Origin of the sequence: Phaeobacter sp. JH204B (genome assembly GCF_048055755.1) — a bacterium.
GTDB lineage: Bacteria > Pseudomonadota > Alphaproteobacteria > Rhodobacterales > Rhodobacteraceae > Phaeobacter > Phaeobacter bryozoorum.
This window is the reverse complement of the sequence record NZ_JAYMXF010000020.1, coordinates 170359-197317: the sequence shown is the minus strand read 5'-3', so window position 1 is coordinate 197317 and position 26959 is coordinate 170359. Positions and strand designations below refer to the sequence as shown.

The 26959-nt window shown below is 62.2% G+C and carries 25 protein-coding genes and 1 riboswitch; of the genes, 19 read left to right on the top strand and 6 right to left on the bottom strand.

Annotation, left to right across the window (positions count from 1 at the left end; genetic code table 11):
- Positions 1 to 83: 83 nt before the first annotated feature.
- The 6 genes from bhcA (at position 84) to VXL81_RS12585 (ending at position 8067) form a co-directional block, all read left to right on the top strand.
- Positions 84 to 1274: an L-aspartate--glyoxylate aminotransferase BhcA gene (gene bhcA / locus VXL81_RS12610; protein ID WP_416554542.1), complete on the top strand. Its 1191-nt coding sequence runs from the start codon at positions 84 to 86 to the stop codon at positions 1272 to 1274.
- Positions 1274 to 2248, top strand: a complete 975-nt coding sequence (bhcB, locus tag VXL81_RS12605; RefSeq protein ID WP_416539961.1) for a beta-hydroxyaspartate dehydratase BhcB — start codon at positions 1274 to 1276, stop codon at positions 2246 to 2248. Before bhcA ends, bhcB begins: the two co-directional genes overlap by 1 nt.
- 41 nt (positions 2249 to 2289) lie before the next feature.
- Complete coding sequence (gene bhcC, locus VXL81_RS12600) at positions 2290 to 3453, top strand: 3-hydroxy-D-aspartate aldolase BhcC (RefSeq protein ID WP_416536672.1); 1164 nt, start codon at positions 2290 to 2292, stop codon at positions 3451 to 3453.
- Positions 3454 to 3539: 86 nt separating this feature from the next.
- Positions 3540 to 4532 carry an iminosuccinate reductase BhcD gene (bhcD, locus tag VXL81_RS12595; RefSeq protein WP_340547341.1) on the top strand — a complete coding sequence of 331 codons (993 nt, stop codon included), beginning with the start codon at positions 3540 to 3542 and terminating at the stop codon, positions 4530 to 4532.
- 343 nt (positions 4533 to 4875) lie between these two features.
- A complete protein-coding gene (locus VXL81_RS12590) occupies positions 4876 to 5922 on the top strand; it encodes a TRAP transporter substrate-binding protein (RefSeq protein ID WP_340547342.1) in 1047 nt (348 codons plus the stop codon).
- 78 nt (positions 5923 to 6000) lie between these two features.
- Positions 6001 to 8067: a TRAP transporter large permease subunit gene (locus tag VXL81_RS12585; RefSeq protein WP_416537473.1), complete on the top strand. Its 2067-nt coding sequence runs from the start codon at positions 6001 to 6003 to the stop codon at positions 8065 to 8067.
- A gap of 96 nt (positions 8068 to 8163) precedes the next feature.
- Here VXL81_RS12585 and VXL81_RS12580 read toward each other — a convergent pair whose 3' ends face one another.
- Positions 8164 to 8850 (bottom strand): rhomboid family intramembrane serine protease, encoded by a 687-nt coding sequence (locus VXL81_RS12580; RefSeq protein ID WP_416554540.1) that lies wholly within the window; start codon positions 8848 to 8850, stop codon positions 8164 to 8166.
- Positions 8851 to 8978: 128 nt separating this feature from the next.
- Here VXL81_RS12580 and trpS point away from each other — a divergent pair, with 128 nt between their 5' ends.
- A complete protein-coding gene (gene trpS, locus VXL81_RS12575; protein WP_416554538.1) occupies positions 8979 to 10007 on the top strand; it encodes a tryptophan--tRNA ligase in 1029 nt (342 codons plus the stop codon).
- A gap of 54 nt (positions 10008 to 10061) precedes the next feature.
- The gene (locus VXL81_RS12570; protein WP_014875579.1) at positions 10062 to 10268 is read left to right on the top strand and encodes a cold-shock protein; all 207 of its coding nucleotides are present in this window, start codon (positions 10062 to 10064) and stop codon (positions 10266 to 10268) included.
- Positions 10269 to 10461: 193 nt separating this feature from the next.
- On the opposite strand, the gene VXL81_RS12565 is transcribed toward VXL81_RS12570, so the two are convergent.
- Genes VXL81_RS12565 through paaG form a run of 4 tightly spaced genes read right to left on the bottom strand, consistent with a single transcriptional unit; the run spans position 10462 to position 13622 of the window.
- Positions 10462 to 11058: a TetR/AcrR family transcriptional regulator gene (locus VXL81_RS12565; RefSeq protein WP_340547346.1), complete on the bottom strand. Its 597-nt coding sequence runs from the start codon at positions 11056 to 11058 to the stop codon at positions 10462 to 10464.
- A gap of 6 nt (positions 11059 to 11064) precedes the next feature.
- On the bottom strand, positions 11065 to 12375 hold the full coding sequence (paaK, locus tag VXL81_RS12560; RefSeq protein ID WP_416554536.1) for a phenylacetate--CoA ligase PaaK: 1311 nt from the start codon (positions 12373 to 12375) through the stop codon (positions 11065 to 11067).
- Positions 12376 to 12408: 33 nt separating this feature from the next.
- Positions 12409 to 12834 carry a hydroxyphenylacetyl-CoA thioesterase PaaI gene (paaI, locus tag VXL81_RS12555; protein WP_416536666.1) on the bottom strand — a complete coding sequence of 142 codons (426 nt, stop codon included), beginning with the start codon at positions 12832 to 12834 and terminating at the stop codon, positions 12409 to 12411.
- 2 nt (positions 12835 to 12836) lie between these two features.
- A complete protein-coding gene (gene paaG / locus VXL81_RS12550) occupies positions 12837 to 13622 on the bottom strand; it encodes a 2-(1,2-epoxy-1,2-dihydrophenyl)acetyl-CoA isomerase PaaG (RefSeq protein WP_416554534.1) in 786 nt (261 codons plus the stop codon).
- Between the two features lie 123 nt (positions 13623 to 13745).
- Between paaG and paaZ the strand changes: the two genes are divergently transcribed.
- The 6 genes from paaZ to VXL81_RS12520 all read left to right on the top strand — a co-directional run bounded on the left by paaZ (position 13746) and on the right by VXL81_RS12520 (position 20365).
- On the top strand, positions 13746 to 15776 hold the full coding sequence (paaZ, locus tag VXL81_RS12545) for a phenylacetic acid degradation bifunctional protein PaaZ (RefSeq protein ID WP_416554532.1): 2031 nt from the start codon (positions 13746 to 13748) through the stop codon (positions 15774 to 15776).
- A 66-nt stretch (positions 15777 to 15842) separates the two neighbouring features.
- Entirely contained in the window at positions 15843 to 16664 is an 822-nt protein-coding gene (locus VXL81_RS12540) for a PaaX family transcriptional regulator C-terminal domain-containing protein (protein WP_340547351.1), read from the top strand.
- 80 nt (positions 16665 to 16744) lie between these two features.
- A riboswitch (cobalamin riboswitch) is annotated at positions 16745 to 16959 on the top strand.
- Positions 16960 to 17062: 103 nt separating this feature from the next.
- The gene (locus VXL81_RS12535; protein WP_416536662.1) at positions 17063 to 17506 is read left to right on the top strand and encodes a DUF1636 family protein; all 444 of its coding nucleotides are present in this window, start codon (positions 17063 to 17065) and stop codon (positions 17504 to 17506) included.
- Complete coding sequence (locus VXL81_RS12530; RefSeq protein ID WP_340547353.1) at positions 17503 to 18288, top strand: ABC transporter ATP-binding protein; 786 nt, start codon at positions 17503 to 17505, stop codon at positions 18286 to 18288. Before VXL81_RS12535 ends, VXL81_RS12530 begins: the two co-directional genes overlap by 4 nt.
- A 15-nt stretch (positions 18289 to 18303) precedes the next feature.
- Complete coding sequence (locus VXL81_RS12525) at positions 18304 to 19284, top strand: ABC transporter substrate-binding protein (RefSeq protein WP_416536661.1); 981 nt, start codon at positions 18304 to 18306, stop codon at positions 19282 to 19284.
- A 1-nt stretch (position 19285) separates the two neighbouring features.
- Complete coding sequence (locus tag VXL81_RS12520) at positions 19286 to 20365, top strand: FecCD family ABC transporter permease (RefSeq protein WP_416536660.1); 1080 nt, start codon at positions 19286 to 19288, stop codon at positions 20363 to 20365.
- Positions 20366 to 20425: 60 nt separating this feature from the next.
- Here the strand turns inward: VXL81_RS12520 and VXL81_RS12515 are convergent, their stop codons facing one another.
- Complete coding sequence (locus tag VXL81_RS12515) at positions 20426 to 20773, bottom strand: RidA family protein (RefSeq protein ID WP_416554530.1); 348 nt, start codon at positions 20771 to 20773, stop codon at positions 20426 to 20428.
- Positions 20774 to 21066: 293 nt separating this feature from the next.
- Between VXL81_RS12515 and VXL81_RS12510 the strand changes: the two genes are divergently transcribed.
- Genes VXL81_RS12510 through VXL81_RS12490 form a run of 5 tightly spaced genes read left to right on the top strand, consistent with a single transcriptional unit; the run spans position 21067 to position 26954 of the window.
- Complete coding sequence (locus VXL81_RS12510) at positions 21067 to 22098, top strand: BMP family protein (RefSeq protein WP_416554528.1); 1032 nt, start codon at positions 21067 to 21069, stop codon at positions 22096 to 22098.
- A gap of 10 nt (positions 22099 to 22108) precedes the next feature.
- Complete coding sequence (locus VXL81_RS12505; RefSeq protein ID WP_416554526.1) at positions 22109 to 23689, top strand: ABC transporter ATP-binding protein; 1581 nt, start codon at positions 22109 to 22111, stop codon at positions 23687 to 23689.
- Entirely contained in the window at positions 23679 to 24728 is a 1050-nt protein-coding gene (locus VXL81_RS12500) for an ABC transporter permease (protein ID WP_340547359.1), read from the top strand. The genes VXL81_RS12505 and VXL81_RS12500 overlap by 11 nt, the downstream gene beginning before the upstream one ends.
- A 1-nt stretch (position 24729) precedes the next feature.
- The gene (locus VXL81_RS12495) at positions 24730 to 25674 is read left to right on the top strand and encodes an ABC transporter permease (RefSeq protein WP_416554524.1); all 945 of its coding nucleotides are present in this window, start codon (positions 24730 to 24732) and stop codon (positions 25672 to 25674) included.
- Complete coding sequence (locus VXL81_RS12490; RefSeq protein ID WP_416539974.1) at positions 25674 to 26954, top strand: amidohydrolase family protein; 1281 nt, start codon at positions 25674 to 25676, stop codon at positions 26952 to 26954. Before VXL81_RS12495 ends, VXL81_RS12490 begins: the two co-directional genes overlap by 1 nt.
- Positions 26955 to 26959: the final 5 nt, after the last annotated feature.

Here is a 26959-nt window from a genome sequence, read left to right as displayed (position 1 = left end):
TCGCCACTGAAAATCTTTTTCAAGAAAATTGCAGCGCGTCTTCCAACTGGTAATATTAACTTACCAAAGCGGAGAATCGAGTGATGTCAGATCAAAATCCAGTCTTTATTCCAGGCCCCACCAACATTCCCGAGAGGCTCTTGTCGGCGATGCATGTTCAGACGCGGGACCACCGCGCTCCGGATTTTGTCAGCACATTTGCACCGGTTCTGGAGGGCACAAAGAAAGTGTTTGGTTCGACCAATGGCAAGATCATCACCTTTCCCGCAAGCGGGACCGGTGGCTGGGAGGCCTCTGTCACAAATACCCTCAGCCCCGGCGATACGGTTCTCGTGGCGCGCTACGGCATGTTCAGCCACCGCTGGATCGACCTGTGCCAGCGTCATGGTCTGGATGTTCAGATCATCGAATGCGCCTGGGGTAGCGGTGCGCCCGCCGAGAAATTCGAAGCCGTGCTGAGCGCGGACAAGGACCATAAGATCAAGGCCGTTCTGGTCACCCACAACGAGACAGCGACCGGAGTGCGGTCGGACATCGCGGGCGTTCGCAAGGCAATGGACGCCGCCAGCCACCCGGCGATGCTGTTTGTGGATTGCGTCAGCTCGCTGGCGTCGATGGAGTTCCGCTTTGACGGTTGGGGCGTGGATATCGCGGTATCCGGGTCGCAGAAGGGCTTCATGCTGGCCACCGGCATGGCCATCCTGTGTGTCAGCCCCAAAGCGCTGGACGCAATGGCAACCGCCACATTGCCCCGTACCTTCTTTGATTTCCGCGACATGATGGCGGCCAACGCCTCAGGCGGATTTCCCTATACGCCGCCGTTGCAGCTGATTTACGGCATGGGCGAAAGCCTGAAGATGCTTTTTGAAGAGGGGCTGGAGAACGTTTACGCCCGCCACTTCCGGCTGGCGGAAGGCGTGCGCCGCGCGGTTCAGGCATGGGGGCTGAAGCTGGTCGCCCAATCGCCCGAGCTCTACTCGGACACGGTGAGCGCGATCTATGTGCCAGAGGGGTTCGACAGCAATGCGCTGACCGAGCACGCCTTTGACGCCTACGGCGTGTCCTTCGGGATTGGGCTGGGCGAGATGAACGGCAAGGCCTTTCGCATCGGCCATCTGGGCAGCCTGACCGACGTCATGGTTCTGTCCGGTCTTGCCACCATTGAGATGGCGATGGCCGATCTCGATTATCCGGTCCAACTCGGCAGCGGGGTGACTGCCGCACAGGAGTATTTCCGCAGCACCCATGCAACCGCAGCCAAAGCGGCCGCGTGATGAAGGATATCCAACCCATGTATATCCCCACCTACGAGGACATGCTGGCCGCGCATGAGCGGATCAAGCCACATATCCGCCGTACACCGGTTCGGACGTCGGATTACCTGAACGAGATCGCCGGGTGCGACCTGTTTTTCAAGTGCGAGAACTTTCAGGAGCCGGGTGCTTTCAAAGTGCGCGGTGCCTCGAACGCCGTATTCGGCCTTGATGATGACCAGGCGGCAAAGGGTGTTGCGACGCATTCCTCGGGCAACCATGCTTCCTGCCTGAGCTATGCGGCGATGTTGCGGGGCATCCCGTGCAATGTGGTCATGCCGCACACCGCGCCACAGGCCAAGAAAGACACGGTGCGCCGCTACGGCGGCAAGATCACCGAATGTGAGCCCTCCACCACCTCGCGCGAGGAGACCTTTGCCAAAGTGCAAAGCGAAACCGGCGGTGACTTCGTGCACCCCTATAACGACCCGCGCGTCATCGCTGGCCAGGGAACCTGCTCGAAGGAATTCATGGAACAGACCGGCGGCCTCGATATGGTTGTGGCCCCGATCGGTGGCGGCGGCATGATTTCGGGAACCTGCCTGACCCTGTCGACACTTGCGCCGGAAACCAAGGTGATCGCGGCCGAACCCGAACAGGCCGACGATGCGTTTCGCAGCTTCAAGGCCGGATATATCATTGCCGATGACGCACCCAAGACCATTGCGGACGGGCTGCTGGTGCCGCTCAAGGACCTGACCTGGCACTTCGTTTCGACCCATGTGTCCGAGATTTACACAGCCTCCGAGCACGACATCATTGATGCGATGAAGCTGGCCTGGAAGCACCTGCGGGTGGTCATGGAGCCATCATCGGCGGTTTCGCTCGCAACGGTTCTCAAGAACCCGGAGGCCTTCAGGGGCAAGCGCGTCGGCCTGATCATAACCGGTGGCAATGTCGACCTCGACAAGCTGCCCTGGCTGACCGCCGCCTGATCTCAATCATCTTACTGAAATCCCGACAGAGGAGCACGGACATGAAGGACATGACCAATCTCGACGCATTCGAAGTGGGCTACGACATCCCGGCCAAACCGGGCATGGATGAGGCTGACATACAGACCCCATGCCTTGTGCTGGATCTGGACGCGCTGGAGCGCAACATCAAGAAGATGGGCGACTATGCCAAGGATCACGGTATGCGCCACCGCACCCACGGCAAGATGCACAAGTCGGTCGACGTGCAGAAGCTTCAGGAAGAGCTCGGCGGCGCCTGCGGTGTCTGCTGTCAGAAGGTCTCTGAAGCTGAGGTCTTCGCCCGGGGTGGTATCAAGGATATTCTGGTATCGAACCAGGTGCGCGACGCCGCCAAGATCGACCGTCTTGCGCGTCTGCCGAAGCTGGGCGCCCGCGCGATCTGTTGTGTCGATGATATCGACAATGTGGCTGACCTTTCGGCTGCGGCCAGGACGCATGGGACCCAGATTGAATGCCTCGTCGAAATTGACTGTGGCGCAGGACGCTGTGGCGTGTCGAGCACGCGCGATGTCGTGGAAATCGCCAAGGCCATCGACGCCGCAGAAGGTCTGAAATTTGCCGGCATCCAGGCCTATCAGGGCGCGATGCAGCATCTTGACGACTATAACGAGCGCAAGGCGAAGATCGACGTTGCGGTGGCCATGGTCAGGGATGCGGTCGACACGCTGAAAACCGAAGGCCTGGAGTGTGACATCGTCGGTGGCGGTGGCACCGGATCTTATTACTTCGAGTCGAACTCGGGGGTTTACAACGAATTGCAATGTGGCTCCTACGCCTTCATGGATGCCGACTATGGCCGCATCCTCGACAAGGACGGCAAGCGCATCGACGCTGGGGAATGGGAGAACGCCTTGTTCATCCTGACCACGGTCATGAGCCACTCCAAGGCCGACAAGGCCATCGTGGATGCAGGCCTCAAGACCCAGTCCGTGGACAGTGGGTTGCCCTTTATCTACGGCCGCGACGATGTCGAATATCTCAAATGTTCGGATGAGCATGGCGTTGTCGCAGATCCCGGTGGAGCCCTGAAGGTCAACGACAAGCTCCGGCTCGTGCCCGGCCATTGTGACCCGACCTGCAACGTCCATGATTGGTATGTCGGCGTGCGGGGCGGCAAGGTCGAAACCCTCTGGCCCGTCTCCGCCCGCGGCAAAGCCTATTAACGCCAGCCCTCCTCCCACTGGCGCGCGGGGTGCGGCGTGGTGCTAGACGCCGCCCCCGCAAAATGAACTCACAAAGGAACAAGACGATGACCAACCCGACTGACACCGATGGATTGCTGATTGTCAGCGAGGAGATCTGCGCAAAAACCGTCAGCCGTGCTGATGCTTTTGACGCGGTAGAGGCTGTTTTTGGCGCCATGGCGCGCGGAGACGCTTACAATTTCCCGGTGATCCGCGAGGCGATCGGATACGCCGATGCGCTCTATGGGTTCAAATCGGGTTTTGACCGGGCGGGGAAATCTCTGGGTGTGAAATCCGGTGGCTTCTGGCCCGGCAACATGGACAAGGGGCTGACCAACCACCAGTCCACCATCTTTCTGTTTGATCCAGATACCGGTCGTCTTCAGGCGCTGGTCGGTGGCAACTACCTGACAGCAGTCCGTACCGCTGCCTCGTCATCCGTCTCAATTGCTCATCTGGCGCGACAGGACGCCAGAGTCCTTGGCATGGTGGGCGCAGGTCATCAATCCACCTTTCAGCTTCGTGCCGCTGCCGAACAGCGCGATTTCGAGAAGGTCGTCGCCTGGAACCCGCATCCCGACATGCTGCCGCGTCTGGGCGCCGTGGCTGAAGAGCTGGGTCTGGAGTTCGAAGCCGTAACGCAAGAAGAGCTGGGCGCGCAGGCGGATGTGATCATCACCATTACATCGGCGTTTGAACCGCTGTTGATGGCCGACTGGATCAAGCCCGGCACGCATATTGCCTGCATGGGCACAGACACCAAGGGCAAGATGGAAGTGGACGCGGCGCTCTTTGGCAAGGCCACCGTCTTTGCGGATGAGATCGCCCAGTCGATCACCATTGGCGAGGCGCAACATGCAATCGCATCCGGGCTGATCGACGAAGCTGACATCACACCCATCGGTGCCGTGATCAACGGCGACCATCCGGGCCGCAGCAGTGACAGTGAAATCACTGTGTTTGATGGCACCGGTGTGGGCCTTCAGGATCTGGCCGTCGCCTCGGTCGCGGCGCGGATCGCTGATGAAAGAAATCTGGCGACACGCGTCGCTTTGTAAAAGCAGCCCTCCGGTGAAGAGATCGGAGGCTCGGACGCGGAGAGTGCGGCCCAACCGGGCCACGCCGTCGAAATCGCCGGGGATGTCGGGGCCGGCAGACCGCAGGATCCGGGAAAGTCAGATGCGGGTCAAAATATGTTTGATCGCCGTTGGCTGCTGTCCCTGACCAGAGTGTTCCCTTTGGAAGCACCCGCAGAACCACGCGCACCCGGTCGGGTGCGCGCCCAATCTCGACAGGTTTCAAGATGCCTTGCGAGGCGCACAAGGCCGGGACGTGATCCCCGGCTTACCCAACCGGGTCTGCAAAAAGATCCGGACACATGTCATCAAGGAGGAAAACGACATGAAGAAAGTAGCAACAGCTCTCGCCGCAGCGGCTCTGGCCGCGGCACCGGCCTTTGCCTCAGACAAAATTCTGCTGAAAACGCCGGTCGCCTTTTCAACTGAACTGCCTGGGCTTGGCACACCGATCGTTCGCGTGTCGGAGGATCTTGCGGCCATCTCAGGTGGGGCCATCAAGATGAAGGTCTACGAGCCCGGCAAGCTGGTTCCGGCGTTTGAGATTCTTGATGCGGTGTCATCCGGCAAGATCAACTCGGGCTTTGCCACCGCTGGCTACTGGGCCGGCAAGATTCCGGCAGCGCCGTTGTTCTCGGCTGTCCCATTTGGCCCCGAAGCAGGCGAATACATGGCCTGGCTCTACTACGGCAATGGCATGGATCTGTATCAGGAGATGTACGATCAGGCCGGTTTCAACGTCAAAGTTCTTCCCTGCACCATTATTGCCCCGGAAACCTCGGGGTGGTTCGCTGAAGAAATCACATCGGTTGAACAGCTGAACGGCCTGAAGATGCGCTTCTTCGGTCTGGGCGGCAAAGTCATGCAGAAACTGGGCGTTGCCACATCCCTGCTGCCCGGCGGTGAGATCTTCCCGGCCCTGGAGAAAGGGGCAATCGACGCCACCGAGTTCTCGATGCCCGCCATCGACCAGCGTCTCGGTTTCCACAAACTGGCGAAGTACAATTACTTCCCCGGCTGGCATCAGCAGGCCACCATCTTTGAACTGATCATCAACAAGGATGAATGGAACGAGCTGAACCCGACCTTGCAGGCCCAGATTGAGCTGACCTGCCGTGCGCAGATGACCGAGAGCTTTGCCGAAGGTGAGGCGATCCAGTTTGCAGCGATGCAGAAGAACGTCGATGAAAACGGCGTGACCATTGTCGACTGGACACCCGAGATGCTGGACGTCTTCCGCGCGACCTGGACCGAGGTGGCCGAGGAAGAAGCCGCAAACGATGAGTTCTTTGCAAAGGTATACGCCGACCTGAATGAGTTCAGCGAAGGCTACGCCCTGTGGAAAGCCCACGCATTCCTGCCACGCCAGTAACACATCTAACCCGGACCGGCTTTGCGGTCCGGGTTTTTGATCTGATCGGGGGAGGCCCGGTTCAGGGGAGGAAAAGAAATGACATCGACATCTCACGATCACCAAGACGCCCACTATGACCCGCTTTGGGAAGAAATCGAAAACGACGACCGGAAAGACCCGAAATTCGCAGCCACGCTGGACCGGCTGGTCAAGGGCGTCGGACACGTCGTTATGTGGGCAAATGTGCTCCTGATCCTTGCTATCATAGTGCAGGTTGGGATGCGCTATACGCTGGATCTGAATTTTCCAAAGCTGGATGAATTGCAGTGGCATCTCTATGCGCTGACAACCATGGTCGGCGTGTCCTATGCGCTGAGCACCGACGCCCATGTCCGCGTCGACGTTTTGCGTGCCGGCTTTTCCTTCCGCGCCCGGCGGGCGATCGAAATTGTCGGGATCGTGGTTCTGATCTTGCCGTTCTGCTACCTGATGATTGATCAGGGTCTCGATTATTTTCAGGACAGTTACCGGGTCAACGAACGGTCCGACAGCCCCACCGGCCTACCGGCGCGCTGGCTGCTGAAGGCTGTTATCCCGGCCAGCTTTGTTCTGATTGCCATGGCTGCTGTCGCACGCTTGATTCATGACCTCTACATGCTGGTGACCCGCGCCGATCCATCGTCGGATCGTGCTGGTCTGAAACCCCTCATGTGGATGATGGTTGGCTTCGCCATCGTGACGTTCACCCTGATGCGGCTGGTGGAGGCGCCTGAGGAAAAGCTCGTCATCGCAATGTTCATGTCCTTCGTTGGTGTCCTGTTCACCGGCATTCCGGTCGCCTGGGTCCTGTCGGGCATCGGCGTTCTTTACTGCGGTATTGCTTACCTCGGCGACAATGACATGCTGCTCTGGACGGGCATGGAGGCCACGTTTACGGGGCTCGATTACCTGACACTTGGCGCGGTTGTGAACCGTGTTTACGCGACGATGTCCAACGCCGTTCTTGTTGCCCTTCCCATGTTTATCTTCATGGGGCTGATGCTGGACGAAAGCGGCGTGGCACAGCGGCTGATGACCTCGATGCAGAGATTGTTCGGCACCATGCGTGGGGGCCTGGCCATCACCGTGACTGCGATCGGGATCATCTTGGCCGCCTCGACCGGTATCGTCGGGGCGTCCGTCGTGCTGTTGGGTCTTTTGTCGATGCCCGCGATGATGGAACAGAAATATTCCAAGACACTGGCGGCAGGCGTGATTGCCTCGTCCGGCACGCTTGGCATTCTGATCCCGCCGTCGATCATGCTGGTCATCATGGCCGACCAGATGGCGCTGTCAGTGGGTGATCTGTTTATGGCGGCGCTGTTTCCCGGCCTGATCATCGGGGGCCTTTACATCCTCTACATCGTGGTGATTTCAACCCTGCGCGCTGATGTGGCGCCACTGCCTGAGGGTGCCAAAAAGGTGGACTGGGCGGCGATCTGGGATGTGTTCAAGGCGGTTCTGCCGCCCGTGGCGCTGATCTTTGCCGTGTTGGGGTCGATCTTTGCCGGTCTGGCGACACCGACGGAAGCGTCAGGTGTTGGCGCCGCCGGGGCCACGCTGCTGGCAATAGGCTATCGCAAGCTGACAATCGCGAAACTGGTCGAAGTGACACGGAACACGTTCAAGACAACGGCCTATATCTTTGCGATCTTCCTTGGTGCCACCTGCTTTGCCTTTGTTCTGCGCGAATTGGGCGGCGATGAGCTGATCACCCACACCATCGAAGGCATGGGCCTGGGAGAAATGGGCACGATCCTGTTCATTCTGTTCATCGTATTTCTGCTTGGTTTTGTGTTGGACTGGATCGAGATCACGCTCATCATCCTGCCGCTTGTCGCTCCGATCATTGCGGCAATGAGTTTGTCGGTACCTGGCTATGGGCTGGATAACCCGGAGCTTGTCTGGTTCGTGATCCTCGTCGCTGTAACGCTGCAAACGAGCTTCCTGACACCGCCGGTGGGGTTTTCGCTGTTCTACCTGAAGGGCGTCTGCCCGCCCGAGGTCACGCTGACGGATATCTACAAGGGTGTCGTTCCCTTCATCCTGCTGCAATTGACCGGACTCGCCCTGGTGATCTGGTTCCCGTCGATCGCGACCTGGCTGCCATCGGTGGCCTATTGAGGCCAGGCTGGTGGCGTCCAGAGTGGCGCCACCAGCCCTTTCCCGCTGCCAGTATCGAACTGAGAACGCCCTGTCCGATCCTGCGGCCTTCGCCCCCTACTCCCGGCGGATGCGGTTGCGGATGCGGGCCCAACCGCCGGGGGCGAGGAAGAAGGAGAGACCAAAGCCGGTGGCAAAGCCGCAGAGATCGGCGACCCAGTCAAGCGTGCCGCCAAACAGCAGGCCAAACAGCAGCTGGACCCCCATCAGAAAGGCAATCAGCGTGAAGGCGCGGCTTTGCTGGGCGCCGACAAGCGACAATTGCCGCCACAGGATATAGGTAAAGGCCCCGATCAGCCCGTAGACGGCGGGGAAACCGCCAATCAGCGGCACCGGCGATTGAGTGAGCAGCGCATAGCCAAAGGCGCCGCCAATGCCGGATATCAGAAACACCAGAACCATGGCCAGATCGCCAAATATCTCGCCCACCATCTTGCCCATGGCGAGCACGAAAACGCAGACAAACAGCGTCTGGGTAAAGGCCACATGCACAAAGGGATAGGAGACAAAGCGGATCAGATGCTCCACCGGCCATTGCCCGGTCTCCCACATCCACCAGAAGATGTCGGACGAGAACGAATAGGTCTGGATCGCCTGTAGCCGCCAGCCAATCGCCTCGGGGCCGCCGATGATGCCGCGCGCGCCGAGGGAAAATCCGGCCTCGATGGCAAAGAGGATCAGCACCAGCGCCACCACCACGGGCGGCAGCGGGTTCACCGGCGACGGCTCTTTTTGATATTCCATCGTGTTCTTGCTCCTGCTTGCCTGCTCTGCTGTTCTGCCCGGCCGCCCGGTTGATCCGCGCGCGGTTGACGAGGGTTGCCGCCATGGTTAAGCCAGCGAGGATCCTAATTCCAGACGGGAGTTTCTTGATGACCGAGACCACATTCACGCCCCGCGTGTTTTCCGGCATCCAGCCATCGGGCAATCTGCACCTTGGCAACTATCTTGGCGCGCTGAAGCGGTTCGTGGACTGGCAGGCCAAGGACGTGGAGAGCATCTACTGCATGGTGGATCTGCACGCGATCACCGTCTGGCAGGATCCGGCGGATCTGAAGAAATCCACGCGTGAGCTTTGCGCGGGCTTCATTGCTGCGGGTCTGGACCCCGAGCAGTCGATCCTGATCAACCAGAGCCAGGTGCCTGAACATGCGCAGCTGGCCTGGATCTTCAACTGCGTCGCCCGCATGGGCTGGATGCAGCGGATGACCCAGTGGAAGGACAAGGCCGGCAAAAATGCGCAGAACGCCTCGCTAGGGCTCTTTGCCTATCCGGCGCTGATGGCGGCGGACATTCTGGTCTATCACGCCACCCATGTGCCGGTGGGCGAGGACCAGAAGCAGCATCTGGAGCTGACCCGCGACATCGCGATGAAGTTCAATCACGACTACGGTGTCAACTTCTTCCCGGAGACCGAGCCGGTGATCGAAGGGGCGGCCACCCGCGTCATGTCCCTGCGCGACGGATCGAAAAAGATGTCGAAGTCCGACCCCTCGGATGCCAGCCGCATCAATCTGACGGATGATGCCGACACCATCGCCAAGAAGATCCGCAAGGCCAAGACCGACCCTGATGCCCTGCCCTCCGAGGTTGAGGGGCTGGAGGGGCGGCCCGAGGCGCGCAATCTGGTCAATATCTATGCCGCCATGGCCGAACTGTCGGTGGAACAGGTGCTGGCCGAAGTCGGCGGCAAGCCGTTTTCCGAGTTCAAGCCGATGCTGGCCGACCTGTCAGTTTCGAAAATGGCGCCGATTACCACAGAAATGGCCCGGCTGATGCAGCATCAGGACGAAATCGACAAGATCCTTGCCCGGGGATCAGAGCGTGCCCGAGAAATCACAGCCCCCATTCTTCGCAGAACTTATGACATTGTGGGCATGGTCGCGCCGGTTACTCTGTGATATCAGGCCTTACGATCCCGCACCCTGCGGGGAGATAGATACTGGAGAATTCGGATGGCCAATGGCACCGTGAAATGGTTCAACGCAACAAAAGGCTACGGCTTTATCGAGCCTGAGTCTGGCGGCAAGGACGTGTTTGTACACATCTCTGCGGTTGAACGCTCGGGCCTTAATGGTTTGAACGACAACCAAAAAGTTTCCTACGAGCTGGAAACTGGTCGTGACGGCAAGCAGTCCGCAGGTTCGCTGGAACTGCTGTAAGGATCGCGGCGCGGAGTTTCCGCGCCCATCCATCTAAAGACATTCTGGCCACAGTGACCTGTGGATAGAATCACCTAAGGCCGCCCGTTTCAGGCGGCCTTTTGCGTATTCGGGTCTTTTGCCTGTTCCGGGGCCTATTCAGGGCCTGTTCTGGTCGTGGCGCTGGATGACAAGCGGCGGCGATGGTCGCCTGCTAGAGCGCGCGAATGCCGTTCATCGTCAGATCCGCCACCATCTGCGCGTAATCCTCGCGTGCCTCCGGGCCTGCGCCGGAATTCCACATATAGTACCAGTTCAACATGCCAAAGACGGACATGGTCACGGCGCGCAGCCTGGCCGGATCCCTGGCAATTGTTGGCGCGGCCACCCCGGCAAGGGCATCGCTGACCAGCTGCACCAGCTCGCGCTGGTAGGCGCGCAGGAGTTTCTGCTGCGCTTCTGGCAGGGCGCCCATGGCGCTGATCTGAACCTGATGCTCATGATCGGCGCCCTGATAGGCCAGCAGGATTTCCGACACGATGCGCCGCAGACGCTGCTCGGGCGACAAGCCCGTCACATCGACCGTGCAGACCCGGTCGCGCAGCGCGCTGAGATAGGTATCAAGGAGGCCGAACAACACGGCATCCTTGCTGTCGTAGTAATGGTAGATATTCGCCTTGGAGATTCCGCATTCGCGCGCGAGCTGGGTCATCGACGCACGGTCGAACCCCTCCTCGGCAAAGACTTTCGCCGCGGATTTCAGGATCTGGGCGCGCTTGTGGTCGTGGTCTTTTGCGATGGTGCGGGCCAAGCCGGGTTACTCCTTGCTGCGGTTGTCGACGACGCGCTTGGCCTTGCCCTGGCTGCGCTCCACCGATCCCGGCTCGCCTACAATGATCTCGCTGGAGACGCCAACCATATCCTTGATCCGCTTGGTCAGCATCCGCGCGGCTGCGGTCTTGCTGAGTTCGTCGGCGGCATCCGGGTTGGCCTCCACATAAACCCGCATCGCGTCCATGCGGCCGGATTTATACAGCTCGATCTGGTAGTAAGGTGCCAGCCCGCCGGTGGCCAAGAGCTGCTCCTCCACTTGGCTGGGGAACACATTGACACCGCGCAGGATGATCATGTCGTCGCTGCGGCCGGTGATCTTCTCCATCCGCCGCATCGTGCGCGCGGTGCCCGGCAGCAGCCGGGTCAGGTCGCGGGTGCGGTAGCGGATCATCGGCAGGCCTTCCTTGGTCAGCGTGGTGAACACCAGCTCGCCCATCTCCCCGTCCGGCAGCACCTCGCCGGTCTGCGGGTCGATGATTTCCGGCAGGAAGTGGTCCTCCCAGATCACCGGACCATCCTTGGTCTCGACGCATTCATTGGCGACACCCGGCCCCATGATCTCGGATAGGCCGTAAATATCGACCGCGTGCATGTCAAAGGCCGCCTCGACCTCCTTGCGCATGGCGTCGGTCCAGGGTTCGGCCCCGAAAACGCCAACCTTCAGCGAGCAGTCGCGCGGATCAAAGCCGACCTTGTGGAACTGCTCCAGAATGTTGAGCATATAGGAGGGCGTCACCATGATGCCGTCGGGTTTGAAATCGGTGATCAGGCCCACCTGTTTTTCGGTCTGCCCGCCCGACATCGGAACAACAGTGGCGCCCAGCCGTTCGATCCCGTAATGCGCACCCAGGCCGCCGGTGAACAGCCCGTAGCCATAGGCGTTGTGCACCATGTCGCCCTTGCGCAGGCCGGAGGCACGCAAGCTGCGCGCCACCAGATCGGCCCAGTTGCTGATATCATTCGCCGTATAGCCCACCACCGTCGGCTTGCCGGTGGTGCCGGAGGATGCGTGCAAGCGGATGATTTCACTGCGCGGCACCGCAAACAGGCCGAACGGGTAATTGTCCCGCAGGTCGTTCTTATAGGTGAAGGGGAACTTCGCCAGATCCGAGAGCTGTTGTAGATCGTCGGGATGCACCCCTGCCTCGTCAAAGCGCGCCTTATACATCGGCACGTTGTCATAGGCGTGGCGCAGCGACCATTTCAGCCGCGTGAGCTGAAGGTCGCGGATTTCGTCGATCGAGGCGATCTCGATCGGGTCCAGATCTGCCTTCTTCGGGCTCAGGTCTTCCATGGCGTTCTCCACAGCTTGTCTTTGCAATAGGGCTTACTCATCAAACAGCTGGCCCTTTATCGCCCGGGAAAAGCCCCGGAATTCGGCGATCTGCTGGCCGTCCTGATTGGTCACTGTCACGTCATAAATACCGCTGCGCCCGGTCAGGGAAATCTCGCGGGCCGTGGCAATCAGCCTGTCGCCCAGCCGTCCCGGCGCGGTGAAGCTGATCACGTTGTGCTGCGCCACGGTCGACTGGTTGCGGCTGTTGCAGGCAAAGGCAAAGGCGCTGTCGGCCAGCATGAAGGTGACACCACCGTGGCAGATGCCATGGCCGTTGCAGTGATGCTGGGCGATGGTCAGCTCCAGCGTGGCCTCGCCCTCGTCCACATGGGTGATCTCCATCCCCGCCCATTTGGACGCATGGTCTTCGCCCCACATGGCGGCGGCGGATTTCTCGGCGCGTTCTTTCGGGGTCATGGTCATTTGCCCTTGAACGCGGGCGCGCGTTTTTCCAGGAAGCTGGCGACGCCCTCGGCGTAATCCGCGCTTTCGCCGCAGGTTTTCATAGCGTCTGCCTCGATCTCCAGCTGGTCAGACAGCGTGTTGACCGCCGCGGCCTGAATGCACTGTTTGGTCAGCCCCAGGCCCAGCGTCGGGCCATTGGCGAATTTCTCTGCCATCGCGCGGGCCTCTGCCATCAGCGCGTCATCCGGCAGCGCCTTCCAGATCAGGCCCCAGTCCTCGGCCTTTTTCGCGGGCAGCGGTTCGGCGGTCAGTGCCAGCCCCTTGGCGCGGGCCTCGCCCAGCAGGCGCGGCAGATGCCAGCTGCCGCCGGTATCCGGGATCAGGCCAACCTTGGAGAACGACTGGATGAACTTGGCGCTTTCCGCCGCCAGCACCACGTCGCAGGCCAGCGCCAGATTGGCCCCTGCCCCGGCCGCCACGCCATTGACGGCACAGATCACCGGGACGTCCAGCGCGCGGATGAGGTTCACAAGTGGCGCGTAAAAGGTCCGCACCGTGTGCCCAAGATCGGGGGGGCCATCCATCTTGCGGGGGTCGCGGTCGCCAAGATCCTGACCTGCACAAAAGCCACGGCCAGCGCCGGTCAGCAGCACTGCACGGGCGCCGCTGTCACGCGCGGCTTCAAGGGCGGCGCGCAAGGCGTGGTGCATCTCTTCGTTGAAAGAGTTCAGCCGGTCCGGGCGGTTCAGGGTGATTTCCACCCAGTTTTCGTGGTCCTTCACCAGCAGCGTCTCAGACATCACAGCGCCTCCCTCGTACATGTGTTAACAAAGACCTTGCATAAACCGACCGGTTGGTCAATATATTTGGAGCTTCTCACCTCAGACCGAACCACATTGGTTCAGATGCAAAGGATCGCGCTCATGAGCCTTCTTGATGTTTCCAGCTTTGTTGCGGGCCAATGGGTTGCACCGGGGGCTGGCGCGCGCAACATCGCCAGCGCCATTACCGGCGCACCTCTCGCCCAGGCCGGCAATGATGCGCTGGATGTGCAGGCAATGCTCGACCATGCCCGCACGGTGGGCGGTCCCTCTTTACGCAAGCTGACATTCCACGACCGCGCCCGGATGCTGAAGGCGCTGGCAGGCCACCTGAACCAGCACAAGCAGGCGCTTTACGATCTGTCGTTCAACACCGGTGCCACCCAGTCCGACCACATGATCGACATCGACGGCGGCATCGGCACCATGTTCGTCTTCGCTTCCAAGGGGCGCCGCGAAATGCCGGACGGGCATGTTTATCTGGACGGCGATGTGGAGCAGCTCTCCCGCAACGGCACCTTCCTCGGTCAGCATATCTGCACGCCTTTGCAAGGGGTTGCAGTGCATATCAACGCCTTCAACTTCCCGGTCTGGGGGATGCTGGAGAAGTTGGCGCCGACCCTGCTCGCAGGGGTTCCGGCCATCGTGAAACCGGCGACCGCCACCTGCTATGTCACCGAGCTGGCGGTGCGGCTGATGCTGGACTCGGGCCTCCTGCCCGACGGTGCACTACAGCTGGTGTCCGGCGGCCTCGGCGACATGCTGGACCATCTGACCATGCAGGATGTGGTCAGTTTCACCGGCTCGGCGCAGACCGCGCTGAAGCTGCGGGCGAACCCGGTGATCCTGGAAAATTCGGTCCGTTTCGTGGCCGAACAGGACAGCCTCAACGCGTCGATCCTGGGCCCGGACGCGCAGCCCGGCACGCCAGAGTTTGACCTGTTCGTAAAGGAGGTCAGCCGTGAGATGACCACCAAGGCAGGTCAGAAATGCACCGCCATCCGCCGCATCATCGCGCCGCAGGCGCAGGTGGACGCGGTGATCGAGGCGCTCTCTGCCCGCCTGGCCAAAACCCAGATCGGCGACCCGCGCCTGGAAACCACCCGCATGGGCGCGCTGGTCTCCAACAGCCAGAAACGTGACGTGCTGGAAAAGGCGGAAATCATCGGCCAGGAAGCTGAGCGCGTCTTCGGTGATCCCGAGAACTTCACCGTCGATGGTGCAGACGCCGACAACGGCGCCTTTGTGCCACCGATGCTGTTCCACTGCGCCGACCCGGACCATGCCCAGCGGATCCATGACACCGAGGCCTTCGGCCCCGTCTCGACCATCATGGGCTACCGTGATCTGAGCCATGCGATTGCTCTCGCCAATCGCGGTGAAGGCTCGCTGGTCGCCTCGGTCATCACCCATGATACTGAGGTGGCCCGAGAGGTCGCGCTGGGGGCTGGCGCCTACCACGGGCGGCTTTATTTCAACAACCGCGACTCGATGAAGGAATCGACCGGCCATGGTTCCCCCCTGCCCCACATGGTGCATGGCGGCCCGGGCCGTGCCGGCGGTGGCGAGGAGCTGGGCGGCGTGCGCGGCGTCAAACATTACATGCAGCGCACCGCTATCCAGGGCTCGCCCGATATCCTGTCTGCGATTGGCAAGACATGGGTCCCCGGCGGCGCAGAGATCAAGGGCCCGGCACATCCGTTCACCCGCAAATTCGGCGAGCTGGCGATTGGCGAGACCCTGCACACCGCGCCGCGCACCGTGACGCTGGAGGATATCGAGACCTTCGCCCATTTCACCGGCGACACCTTCTATGCGCACATGGACGACGCCGCCGCCAAGCGGAACCCGTTTTTTCCGGGCCGCGTAGCGCATGGCTACCTGCTGCTGTCGTTTGCGGCGGGCATGTTCGTGCAGCCTGACGAAGGCCCGGTTCTGGCCAACACCGGCCTCGACTCCCTGCGCTTCATGAAGCCGGTTTCGGCAGGTGACAGCATCAGGGTGCGCCTGACGGTGAAGAAAAAAACTCCCCGCAACGAGGACTACGGCGAAGTGCGCTGGCATGTCACCCTGACCAATCAGGACGACGAGATTGCCGCCGAATATGAGCTGCTGACGATGAATGCCTTCTGACAGGTGTTTGCAGTGAAACACTCGCCCGGTCTGGCCTAACCGGCCCGGGCGATTTATCTATTCTATATGACCGACACGCAGACCCTCTGGTTTGACACCGCCGTAACCGCCCTCAGCGATCCGCAGAACCAGCGGGTGTGGTCGATTATTGTCTCGCTGTTTGGCGATCTGGCGCAGCGCGAGGGGGATCAGATCGGCGGCAGCGCCCTCACCCGGATCATCACGCCGATGGGCATCAAGCCCGAAGCGATCCGCGTGGCGCTGCACCGGCTGCGCAAGGATGGCTGGATCGACAGCACACGCTCGGGCCGGGCGTCGGTCCATTTCCTGACGCCGATGGGGCGCAGTCAGTCCGCCGCCGTCACCCCGCGCATCTATGCGCCAACCACCGTGCCCCCCGCCGACTGGCACCTGCTGGTGGCTGCGGATGGGCAGAACAGCGCACTGGATGCGCTGGTGCAGCAGCCCAATTATGTCGCGATCAACCGTTCGACCCTGCTGGGTCACGGTCCGCTGCCGCAGGGTCGGGACAATTTCCTTGTGGTGGAACAGCCGGAACTGACGGTGCCCGATTGGCTGCGGGACCGGCTGTTTCCCGATGACCTGAGACAGGCCTGCGCCCGGCTCGACACCACGTTGAGCGGTCTGACACCGCCAAAGATGACCGAGGCAGGCGCGCTTGATCCGGCGCAGATTGCCACGCTTCGGACCCTGATCGTGCACCGCTGGCGGCGTGTGGTGCTGCGGCACCCCGACCTGCCGCCACGGTTTCACCCCGCGGACTGGACCGGGGAGCATTGCCGCCAGCGGGTGGCAACCCTGTTGCAGCACCTGCCGCGCCCCCGGCTTGGCGCCGGTGGTGAACTGCTTCAGCCCGAAGAGCCCTGAGGCGCGCATTGGCGCCACCTCCGCCCTGGCGGCACACGCATTGGCAGACGGTTTCCCCTTTACAAACCCCGGCGAGAAATCTACCCAAAACCGGAGATGGTTCCCAAGACCCAAAAGCGGTCACGGGATGAAAAGGGAACGCGGTGTGGTGTAGCCATCAGGCGCCGAATCCGCGACTGCCCCCGCAACTGTGAGCGGTGAGCGACCTCGATTGACCACTGGCGCTGGCGCCGGGAAGGCCGAGGCCCGCAGCAACCCGCAAGTCAGGAGACCTGCCATCGACTGGAAACCTATTGACCGGGCGGGGTGTTCCGGCGGGCAGGACGATTTTGCGTGGCGCTGAGGCATTGCTGATCCCCTTCCCCCTCATCACCTGACCGGATTGCGCGGAGGGCGCTATGGACGGGACAGCACGGCACCGTATTCTGGTGTGCACATCCTGCAAGGGCGCGACCCCGGGCAGCCGTCCGGGGCCGGAGCTGATTGCGGCCCTGCGCCGTGAACTCGACCGGCGTGGCAGCGCGGCGATCGAGGTTGCCGGCGTGGCCTGTATGGCCGGATGCAGCCATCCCTGTACCGTCGGATTTCAGGCGGATGGCAAGGCAAGCTATGTCTTTGGCGATCTCAGCCCCGAGGAGGATCTCGCCGATATCCTGAGTTTCACCGATCTCTACCAGATGCTGGCTGACGGCTGGTGCAGTTCGGTTGACCGCCCCGGAAAACTGCGCCGTTGCACATTGTCGCGCATCCCGGCCCTGGTTCCGGCTGCCCCGGCCGCTGCGATCCCGGCGCCCGCCATCACCGCCCCTGCGGCGCTGCAACAGGTGGAGCCTGCCGAATGACTGCTGCTGCCGTAACCGTGACCGATGTCAGCTGGGGGCCGGGCCGCATGGCTCCGCTGATCCTGCATCCGACGAGTTTTCATCTGGACGCGGGCCGGGTGCTGGGCGTGGTGGGGCCGAATGGGGCCGGCAAATCCAGCCTGCTGCGGGTGATCTACCGGTTCAACCAGCCGCGCAGCGGCAGGGTTGAGGTCGGCGACAGCGACATCTGGGCCCTTCCGCCCAAGGCCGCAGCGCAGCGCGTTGCCGCTGTCTTGCAGGAGCAACCCACCGATTTTGCCCTGACCGTGGCAGAGATTGTCGCGCTGGGGCGCGCGCCCTACCGGTCCGGTTTTGCCACGCCGGGCGCCCGCGATGCGGCGATTGTCGACCGGATGCTCCATCGTCTGGAACTGGGCGAGATGGCCGATCGTGCCTTTGGCACCCTGTCGGGCGGCGAACGTCAGCGGGTCATGGTGGCGCGTGCGCTGGCGCAGGAGCCGGCCCTGCTGGTGCTGGACGAACCCACCAACCATCTGGACATTCGCCATCAGCTTGATGTGCTGGAGCTGATCCGGGATCTCGACGTGACCATCATCACCAGCCTGCATGATCTGAACATAGCAGCCGGGGTCTGCGACGACATCCTGCTGATGGCGCAGGGCCGCACTCTGGCCTTTGGCGCACCGCGCGACGTTCTGAGCGAAGATACCGTTAGCGAGGTCTTCAACGTCGCTGCGAGGCGCGAGACACTTGCCCCCTCCGGGCAGGATCACCTTACCTTTCATCTCCCTGTTTCATAAGGACACCACCTGATCATGTTTGCCCGCCTTTCCACTGTGATGCCGCTGCTTGCCGCCACCCTACTTGGTGCCTCCCTGGCCCCGGCGGCGCAGGCCGAGACCACCGTGCAGAGCTGCAACCGCAGTGTCAGTTTTGCGGCACCGCCAAAACGCGCGGTCTCCAACGACGTCAATCTCACCGAAATGATGCTGGCACTGGGTCTGGCTGACCGCATGGTCGGCTACACCGGTATTTCCGGCTGGAAAACGCTGGATCCGGTCATGCGCGCAGGCGTGGCGGAGCTGCCGGAACTGTCGGCCAAATACCCCTCCAAGGAAGTGCTGATCGGCGCCGGTGCGGATTTCTACTTTGCCGGGTGGAACTACGGCATGAAAGTGGGCGGAGAGGTCACACCCGAGACACTCGCGCCGTTTGACATCAAGGTCTATGAGCTGACCGAGAGCTGCATTCACATCGGCGAGAAAGCCAAGGTCAGCATGGATGACATGTATAATGACCTGCTGAATCTGGGCCGGATCTTTGCGGTCGAGGACACCGCCGAGGCGCTGGTGGCCGGCTATAAGGACGAGCTTGCCGCCTTTGCCAAGGACCGCCCCGAGACGGGTGAGCCGCTGCGGGTCTTTGTCTATGACAGCGGCGAGGATTCGCCCTTTACCGCCGGGAAATACGCCATGCCCACCGCGCTGATCGAGGCCGCGGGCGGCAGCAATGTGATGGATGATCTGGAGAAAAGCTGGGCCACCGTCACCTGGGAAGCCGTGGTCGAGCGCAACCCCGAAGTGATTGTCATCGTCAACTACGGCTCGGTCACCGCCGAGGAAAAACGCGCCTTCATGCGGGGCAACCCGGCCTTTGCCGAGATCGACGCGGTGAAGAACGACCGTTTCGTGACGCTGGAATATGTCGAAGCCACACCGGGTCCGCGCAATATCCGCGCGATCAAGACACTGGCCACCGGTTTTGACGCCGCCCGCGCGGATGCGGTAAGCAACTGATATGTCCACAGCCGACGCACATCACGCATCTGAGCCGCGCCTGAGCGCGCGTGCCCGGCGGCGCCTGCGCGGGCGGCTGGCCTGGATCCTGGGCGGGGCCGTGCTGACGGCCCTGACCCTGTCGATTGCGGTCTCCGTGGGCGCCGTCGGCATCCCGCTGACCTCCGTCTGGGGGATCATCGCCGACAAGCTGGGCGGCGGATCGGGCGCCGATTTCGCCGCAGGCTGGACCAAGGGTCAGGCGGCCATCGTCTGGGATATCCGGTTTCCCCGCGCGCTGCTTGCGATGATGGTCGGGGCCGGTCTGGCCATGGTGGGTGCCAGCCTTCAGGCGGTGACCCGCAACCCACTGGCAGATCCGCATCTGCTGGGCATTTCGGCCGGCGGTGCCTTTGGTGCCATTCTGGCGCTGCTTCACACCGGGTTGTTTCTCGGGCTTCTCACAGTGCCCTTGCTGGCCTTTGTCGGCGCATTGGGCGCAACCGCGCTGGTCCTTGCGGTCTCCCGCTTTGCCGAGGCGACAACCGCTGACCGGCTGGTTCTGGTTGGCGTGGCGGTCTCCTTTGTGATCATGGCAGGCGCCAATATTCTGATTTTCCTTGGAGATCCGCGCGCCACCCATACCGTGGTGTTCTGGATGCTGGGCGGGCTTGGCCTCGCGCAGTGGAGCCACCTGGCCTATCCGCTGGTGGTGCTGCTGCTCTGCGGGGGGTGGCTCTGGTCCCGCTCTGGCGATCTCAATGCGATGACCGTCGGTGACGAAACGGCAACAACCCTGGGCATACCGGTGGCGCGGTTCCGGCTGATGACCTTTTGCGTCGGCGCGCTGGTCACCGGGGTGATGGTGGCCTTTTCCGGAATGATCGGCTTTGTCGGGCTGATCGTCCCGCATGTGGCGCGGCTGATCGTTGGCGGTGATCACCGCCGGGTGCTGCCGGTCTCGGCACTATTCGGCGGGCTGTTTCTGGTCTCTGCCGATATCGCCGCCCGCACCCTGATGGCGCCAGAGGACATGCCGATCGGGCTGGTCACCGGGCTGGTCGGCGGCGTCTTCTTTATCTGGCTGCTGCGGCGGCGCTAAGGTCGCCCGATCCCAAAGAAGGCCCCCATCGCTGACGGGGGCCTTTTGCAATTATCAGCCTCAGGCCGCGGCAACGACGATCATCTCCACCAGAAACTCGGGGCGCGCCAGCTTTGCCTCGCCGCAAGCCCGGGCCGGGGTATGCCCCCCGGGCACCCAGGCGTCCCACACCTCGTTCATCGCAGCAAAATCAGCCATGTCAGACAGCCAGATGGTGCATTGCAGGATACGCGTTTTGTCGCTGCCCGCCTCTGCCAGCAGCCGGTCGATATTGTCGAGGCAATCCTGCGTCTGCTGCGCGACGCTGGCCCCGGCGGTGCCGACCTGACCGGCCAGATAGATGGTATCGCCATGTTTGACGATCTGGCTCATGCGGGGGCCGGTGTGGCTGCGTTCAATCTGTGTCATGTGATCCTCGTTCGGTGTCGGCCGCGCCGACAGGGCGGGTCCGCACCATGGATACCGCCCCATCGAAAGCAAGGCAATGCGCAGGGCAAGCGGTTCAAATACCGCACAAATTTCGATATCTGAATTCATCCTTGCCCAAAAGAGAAGCGCGCCCCTATAGTTTCCCCTGCGGAACACAGGGCGCGTATTGCCGGGGTCACGACCAGCCCCCTAGCGTCGACACCACGCGGGCATGACCGGCGACGTTCCAAAGAGCCTGCACCAACGCAGGGCCATCGACAGGGGGAAATGACATGACACAGACCAAGACCAGCGCGCGGATGTCGCGCCGCCACTTTCTGCTCAGCTGTGCCGCCGGGGCGCTGACCGTCGGGCTTGCCGCCTCGCTGCCGCTTCGGGCCACAGCGGCCGAGCCGATCAAGGTTGCAGGCATCTACACCGTGCCCGTCGAACAGCAATGGGTCAGCCGGATCCATGTTGCCGCCCTCGCCGCAGAGAACCGTGGCGACATCACCTATACGTTTTCCGAAAACACCTCGAACACCGATTATCCGCGCGTGATGCGCGAATATGCCGAACAGGGGCACAAGCTGATCATCGGTGAAATCTTCGGCGTTGAGGCCGAGGCCCGCGAGGTGGCGGCAGATTATCCCGATGTGGCCTTCCTGATGGGCTCTTCCTTCAAGGAGGATCCGGCGCTGCCCAATCTGGCGGTCTTCGACAACTACATTCAGGATGCCTCCTACCTGTCGGGGATCGTGGCCGGGGCCATGTCGGAGAGCGGCAATATCGGCATGGTCGGCGGTTTTCCCATTCCTGAGGTGAACCGCCTGATGCACGCCTTTATGGCGGGCGCGCGGGAGATGAACCCCGATATCAAATTCCAGGTCTCGTTCATCGGCAGCTGGTTCGATCCGCCCAAGGCCAAGGAAACCGCATTCGCCATGATCGAGAACGGTGCCGATATGCTCTATGCGGAACGCTTTGGCGTCTCCGACGCGGCCAAGGAGAAGGGCGTGCTGGCCATTGGCAATGTGATCGACACCCAGAGCGACTATCCTGACACGGTGGCGGCATCGGCGCTGTGGCATTTTGAGCCGACCCTGGATGCGGCCATCGCCAAGGTGCGGGACGGCAGTTTCACCGCTGCCGACTATGGCATCTATTCCTTCATGAAGAAGGGCGGAGCCTCGCTGGCGCCTTTTGGCACCTTTGAGGGCAAGATCCCGCAGGAGGCACTGGATCTGATCGCCAGCCGCAGCGCAGCGATCAAGGATGGCTCTTTTGTGGTGGAGATCAACGACACCGAGCCCGGCTCCTCCTGAGCAGCTGCGCATGACGCCGGACCAGACGGCGCAGGCATCGGGCAGTGGCCCGGTGCTGCGCCTGCAACACATCACCAAGCATTTTGGCAGCGTCACCGCAAATGATGACGTGAGCTTTGACCTGTTTGCAGGCGAGGTGATCGCCCTGCTGGGAGAGAATGGCGCGGGCAAGACCACGCTGATGAATATTCTGTTCGGACAATACACGGCGGACGCTGGCGGCGTGGAACTGTTCGGCACGGCCCTGCCCCCCGGTGCACCGCGCGCCGCGCTGGATGGCGGCGTCGGCATGGTGCATCAGCATTTCACGCTGGCGGATAATCTGACGGTCTGGGAGAATATCACCCTTGGCGTGGAGCCGCTGCTGGGTCTGGGCCTGCGGGCAGGACCGGCAAAGGCCCGTATCCGCGCGCTGGCGGAGCAGTTTCATCTGAAAGTCGATCCCAACGCCAAGGTCTCGCGGCTCACCGTCGGCGAACGCCAGCGGGTGGAAATCCTGAAGGCGCTGTACCGCGATGCCCGGATCCTTATTCTGGACGAGCCCACAGCGGTTCTGACACCGCAGGAGACCGATGCGCTGTTTGCCACGCTGCGCGAAGCCATCGCCCGTGGTCTGTCGGTGATCTTCATCTCGCATAAGCTGCATGAGGTGATGGCAATCTCCGACCGCGTGCTGGTGCTGCGCCATGGCCGGCTGGTGGCCGAGCGGCGTACCGCCGAGACCAGCCGTGACGAACTGGCGGCGCTGATGGTGGGTGCAGAAGTGACGCCGGCGGATTTCACCGCCAACGCCCCCGGCCCTGCCCTGTTGCAGCTGCATGAGGTCTCCACCCCCAGCATCGGGGCAACACCCGGATTGCAGCGCGTGTCACTGGAACTGGCGGCGGGTCAGATTACCGGATTGGCCGGGGTGTCCGGCAATGGTCAGGCCGCGCTTTCTGATCTGGTCTCGGGGCTGATCACGCCGCAGTCCGGCAGCCTGACCCTGAACGGCGCCACCCCGGCAGGCTGGTCCCCGCGTGAGGCGATCAACAGCGGGATCGCCCGCATCCCCGAAGACCGGCACAAGACCGGCACGATTGCCGATTTTGACCTGACCGAAAACGCGATCCTTGAAACCTATGCGACCCGCTTCAGCCGCCGTGGCTGGCTCAACTGGCGGGCCGCGCGTGACTTCGCCAAGACGGTGATCGCAGGCTATGACGTGCGCTGTCCCGGCCCCGACACGCGCATCCGGCTGCTGTCGGGCGGCAATATGCAAAAGCTGATCCTTGGCCGTGTGCTGGAACAGGCTCCGCAGATCATTCTGGCCAACCAGCCGGTGCGCGGGCTGGATATCGGCGCGGTCACCTATGTGCATGAACAATTGGCCAAAGCCTGCGCGCGCGGGGCGGCGGTTCTGCTGATTTCCGAGGATCTGGACGAAATCATGCAGCTTTCCGATGTGATCCATGTGATCAGCGAAGGGCGTCTGAGCCCCGGTTTTGCCCGTGGCAGCAAACAGCCCGAGGAACTCGGTGCCTGGATGGCCGGCCATGGGTTTGACGATCGGTCGGATGCCCCACAGACGGAGGATGGCCATGCGGCTTGAACCGATTGCCGCGCCAAGCTGGCAGCGGCGGCTGCTGCCGCCTGCCCTTGCACTGCTGGCGACATTTGTCATTGCTGCCGCGCTTGCACAGGTCGCCGGGGGGGAACCGCTGTCGATCTTTGGCCTGATCCTGAGCGGGGCATTCGGGTCGAAATTTGCGCTGCTTGAGACGTTGAACCGCGCAACCCCGCTGATTTTCACCGGTCTGGCGGTTGCTGTCGCCTTTCGTGCCAAGCTCTGGAATATCGGAGCCGAGGCGCAGCTCTATGCTGGGGCTGTGATCACCGTTGTTCTGGGCACCGGCGCGCTGAACCTGCCTGCACCGCTGTTGCTGCCCCTGCTTGGTGCGGCGGCTCTGATCGCGGGGGCGGTGCTGCTGCTGGGGCCTGCGCTGCTTAAAACGCGGCTGGGGGTGGATGAGGTGGTCACCACGCTGCTGTTCAACTTCATATTCCTGTTGTTCGTCTCCTACCTGCTGGAAGGGCCGCTGAAGGATCCGATGGGCATGGGTTGGCCAAAATCACCCCGGCTAAGCGCCGACGCGCGGCTGCCCCGGGTGGTGGACGGGCTGCGGCTGCACTGGGGGTTTGCGCTGGCGCTGATTTCAGCGCTGGTGATCTGGGTGATCAACACCCGCACCACGCTGGGCTATGAGATGCGCGCAGTTGGCCAGAACGCCGAAGCCGCGCGATTTGCGGGCATTCCGGTCACAAAGGTGATCCTGAAAACCGCGCTGTTGTCCGGCGGGCTGGCCGGGCTGGCGGGCTATTCAGAGGTGGCCGGCCTAAAGGGGGCGCTGACGCTCGATCTCAGCCCCGGTTTTGGCTACACGGGCATCGTTGTGGCCATGCTGGCGCTGCTGCATCCGATTGGCGTGGTTTTTGCAGCGCTGTTTGTCGCCGCGATCTTTGTCGGAGCGGACAGTATGAGCCGCGCCGCAGGTGTTCCCAGCTATCTGGCCGATATCATGCTGGCCTCGGCTCTGCTGCTGATGGTGCTGGCGATCCTGCTCAGCAAATTCCGGCTGCGGAGGGACTGAGATGGACATTCTCGAAATCCTGCTTTCCGCCAGCTTCTGGGCCGCTGCGATCCGCATCGCCTCGCCGCTGATCTTTGCCACGCTGGGGGAGCTGATCTGCGAACGGGCCGGCGTGCTCAATCTCGGGATCGAGGGGATCATGGTCGCGGGTGCCTTCTCCGGCTGGATCGCGGTCTGGGCCGGGATGCCGCTCTGGGGCGGGGTTGGTGTGGCGCTGATGACCGGCATGGCCTTTGGCCTGCTGCATGCGACGCTCAGCGTGACTTTCGGGTTGTCGCAGCATGTGGTGGGCATCGGGTTGACACTGCTGGCCACGTCGCTGACCTTCTACACCTACCGCGTGGTGCTGCCGGAGGTGTCCTCGCCGCCCAAGATCGAGGCGTTTCAGCCCTATGAAATCCCGCTGCTGTCGGATCTGCCGCTGATCGGCCCGGCCCTGTTTTCCCAGACACCGCTGACCTATGCCGCCTTTGTGCTGGCGGCGCTCTGTGCCTATGTGCTCTACCGAACGCCGCTGGGGCTGGCGGTGCGCGCGGCGGGTGAGAACCCATCGGCAGTGGCCGCACAGGGGCTGTCAGTGACCGCGATCCGCATGGGGGCGGTGGTGGTGGGCAGCGGCCTGATGGCGGTGGGAGGCGCGTTCCTGACGCTTTCGGCCTTTGACAGTTTCTTTTTCGATATGGTGAACGGGCGCGGCTGGATCTGCATTGCGTTGGTGGTCTTTGGCGCGTGGCGACCGGGCAAGGCGGTGTTGGGCGCCATCCTCTTTGCCGCCTTTGATGCCTTGCAGATCCGCCTGCAACAGACCGGGATCGGCGCGGTGGTGCCCTACCAGCTGTTCCTGATGATGCCCTATATTCTGTCGATACTGGCGTTGATCGTGATGTCGCGCCGCGCCGAGGTGCCTGCCGCATTGATGGTGCCATTCAACAAGGGAGAAAGATGATGTTGGATCTGTTGATCAAGGGCGGCACGCTGCCCGATGGCTCGGTCGCGGATATCGGCATCACCGGTGACATCATCACCGAGGTGGCGCCGTCCATTGACGCGGCGGCCAGAGAAACCATCGAGGCCAGCGGCGATCTGGTCACGCCCCCCTTTGTCGATCCGCATTTCCACATGGATGCGACGCTCTCCTACGGGCTGCCGCGGGTCAATGCCTCTGGCACGCTCCTGGAGGGCATCAGCCTTTGGGGAGAGCTGCGCGAGGAGGCCAGTGTCGAGGATATGGTCAGCCGCGCCCTGACCTATTGCGACTGGGCGGCCAGCATGGGGCTGCTGGCGATCCGCACCCATGTCGATACCACGCCCGACCACCTGCGGGGCGTGACCGCGATGCTGGAGGTCCGCGAGGCGGTCAAGGAGTACATCGACCTGCAATTGGTCGCCTTTCCGCAGGATGGGTTGTACCGGGCGCCGAACGGTCGCGAGAACCTGATCCGCGCGCTGGATATGGGCGTCGATGTGGTGGGCGGCATTCCGCATTTCGAACGCAGTATGCAGGATGGTGCGGAGTCTCTGGGCGATCTATGCAAGATCGCGGCGGATCGTGGATTGCAGGTCGACATCCATTGTGACGAAACCGATGATCCGCTGTCGCGACACATCGAGACACTCGCGCAGGAGACGCTGCGCCACGGCTTGCAGGGGCGCGTGGCCGGCAGCCATCTCACCTCCATGCACTCGATGGACAACTACTACGTCTCCAAGCTGTTGCCACTAATTGCCGAAGCCGGGATTGCCGCCATCCCCAATCCACTGATCAATATCGTCTTGCAAGGTCGCCACGACAGCTTTCCCAAGCGGCGCGGCCTGACCCGCGTGAAGGAATTGCTAGCCCATGGCGTAACGGTGGGCTGGGGGCAGGATTGCGTACTGGATCCCTGGTATAGCCTTGGCACCGGCGACATGCTGGACGTGGCTTTCATGGGGATGCATGTGGCGCAGATGACCCACCCGGACGAGATGGCGCAGTGTTTCACCATGGTGACCGAGAACAATGCCGCGATCATGGGGCTGGACGGCTACGGGCTGAAGAAAGGCGATCGCGCCTCGTTGGTGGTGCTGGATGCGGCCACCCCGACCGAGGCACTGCGCCTGCGGCCTGCCCGTCTGGCAGTGGTGGCAAAGGGCAAGGTGATCAGCCGCAGCGCACGCGGCGATGCTGCGCTGTCGCTGCCCGGTCGCCCTGCACAAGTCCGGCGCCGCCACACCCTGCCGGGCTGATCCCC